General features: G+C 68.2%; 1 protein-coding gene. It reads left to right on the forward strand.

The genetic code is table 11. The features are described from left to right. Nucleotides 1–2,539, forward strand: a 2,539-nt coding sequence (eccCa, locus tag A9X03_RS13430; RefSeq protein WP_068261473.1) for a type VII secretion protein EccCa, incomplete at both ends; no start/stop codon positions are given.

Below are 2,539 nucleotides of genomic sequence, written 5' to 3' on the forward strand. Positions count from 1 at the left end.
CTGGAGCCGGTGACCGGTAAGGCGCTGCAGGAATTCGGCCGCTACCAGAGCGTCGTCTACAACCTGCCCAAGATGATCTCGCTGCTCGTCGAACCCTGGTACGCGCTCAACGGGGACCGCGAGCAAGTGCTGGGACTGATGCGGGCGATCATCTGCCAGCTGGCGTTCTCGCACGGCCCCGACCACGTCCAGATGGTCGTCGTCACCGCCGACCTGGACGAGTGGGATTGGGTCAAATGGCTTCCGCACTTCGGCGACCCACGGCGCCAGGACGCCGCGGGCAACGCGCGGATGGTCTACAGCTCGGTACGCGAGTTCGCCGCCGAGCAGTCCGAATTGTTCGCCGGACGTGGCTCTTTCACGCCCCGGCACGCCAGCTCGTCGGCGCAGACCCCGACGCCGCACACGGTGATCGTCGCGGACGTCGTCGACCCCCAGTGGGAATTCGTGATCAGCGCCGAGGGCATCGACGGGGTGACCTTCTTCGACCTGACCGGCTCCTCGATGTGGACCTCGGTTCCGGAGCGCACCCTGCGGTTCGACGACAAGGGCATCATCGAGGCGCTGCCCCGCGACCGCGACACCTGGATGGTGATCGACGAGAAGCCGTGGTTCTTCGCGCTGACCGACCACATCAGCGTCGCCGAGGCGGAGGAGTTCGCCCAGGCGCTGGCCCGCTGGCGCCTCGCCGAGGCCTACGAGGAGATCGGCCAGCGGGTGGCCCACATCGGCGCCCGGGACATCATGGCCTACTACGGAATCGACGACCCGGGTCAGATCGATTTCGAGGCGCTGTGGGGCGCGCGTAACGACTCGATGGGCCGGTCGCGGTTGCGGGCACCGTTCGGGGTTCGTTCCGACAACGGCGAGCTGCTGTTCCTGGACATGAAGTCCCTCGACGAGGGCGGTGACGGCCCGCACGGCGTCATGTCCGGCACGACGGGTTCGGGTAAATCGACGCTGGTGCGGACCGTGATCGAGTCGCTGATGCTCAGCCACCCGCCGGAGGAGCTGCAGTTCGTGCTGGCGGACCTCAAGGGTGGGTCGGCGGTCAAGCCGTTCGCCGGGGTCCCGCACGTGTCGCGCATCATCACCGACCTGGAAGAGGACCAGGCGCTGATGGAGCGCTTCCTGGACGCCCTGTGGGGCGAGATCGCCCGCCGCAAGGCGATTTGCGACAGCGCCGGCGTCGACGACGCCAAGGAGTACAACTCGGTCCGGCTCCGGATGCAGGCCCGCGGCCAGGACATGGCGCCGCTGCCGATGCTCGTGGTGGTCATCGACGAGTTCTACGAATGGTTCCGGATCATGCCGACCGCGGTCGACGTGCTCGACTCGATCGGCCGGCAGGGCCGCGCCTACTGGATCCACCTGATGATGGCGTCACAGACCATCGAGAGCCGCGCCGAAAAGCTGATGGAGAACATGGGTTACCGGCTGGTGCTGAAGGCGCGCACCGCGGGCGCCGCGCAGGCGGCCGGCGTGCCGAACGCCGTCAACTTGCCGGCGCAGGCGGGCCTGGGTTACTTCCGCCGCAGCCTGGAGGACATCGTCCGGTTCCAGGCCGAGTTCCTTTGGCGGGACTACTTCCCCCGCGGGCTCACCGACGACGGCGACGAGGCGCCGGCGTTGGTGCACAGCATCGACTACGTTCGCCCGCAGCTGTTCACCAATTCGTTCACCCCGCTCGAGGTCAGCGTGGGCGGCCCGGAGCTCACCCCGGCCGCGATCACCAACGGCGAGACGCTCGGGGCCGACGAGGTCGGCGACGACGACGTCGAGGGCATCCGGGTGCCGAAGGTCGGCACGGTGATCATCGATCAGCTGCGCAAGATCGACTTCGAGCCGTACCGGTTGTGGCAGCCGCCGCTGAACCAGCCGGTTCCGATCGACGACTTGGTCGACCGATTCCTCGGCCACCCGTGGCAGGAGAACTACGGCACGGCCCGCGATCTGGTGTTCCCGATCGGGATCATCGACCGGCCCTTCAAGCACGACCAGCCGCCGTGGACGGTGGACACCTCGGGGCCGGGCGCCAACGTCCTCATCCTGGGCGCCGGCGGCTCGGGCAAGACGACGGCACTGCAGACGCTCATCTGCTCGGCCGCGCTGACCCACACCCCCGAGCAGGTCCAGTTCTACTGCCTGGCCTACAGCAGCACCGCGTTGACCACGGTCGCCCGGTTGCCGCACGTCGGTGAGGTCGCCGGCCCGACCGATCCGTACGGCGTGCGCCGAACGGTGGCCGAGCTGCTGGCGTTGGTGCGTCAGCGCAAGAGCACCTTCCTGGAGTACGGCATCGCCTCCATGGAGGTCTTCCGTCGGCGCAAGTTCGGCGGCGAGCCCGGCCCGGTCCCCAACGACGGGTTCGGCGACGTCTACCTGGTGGTGGACAACTACCGGGCGCTGGCCGAAGAGAACGAGGTGCTGATCGAGCAGGTGAACCTGATCATCAACCAGGGCCCGTCGTTCGGGGTCCACGTGGTGGTCACGGCCGATCGCGAATCGGAGCTGCGGCCCCCGGTGCGAAGCGGGTTCG

The sequence above is a fragment of the Mycobacterium sp. E1715 genome, assembly GCF_001667625.1.
GTDB lineage: Bacteria > Actinomycetota > Actinomycetes > Mycobacteriales > Mycobacteriaceae > Mycobacterium.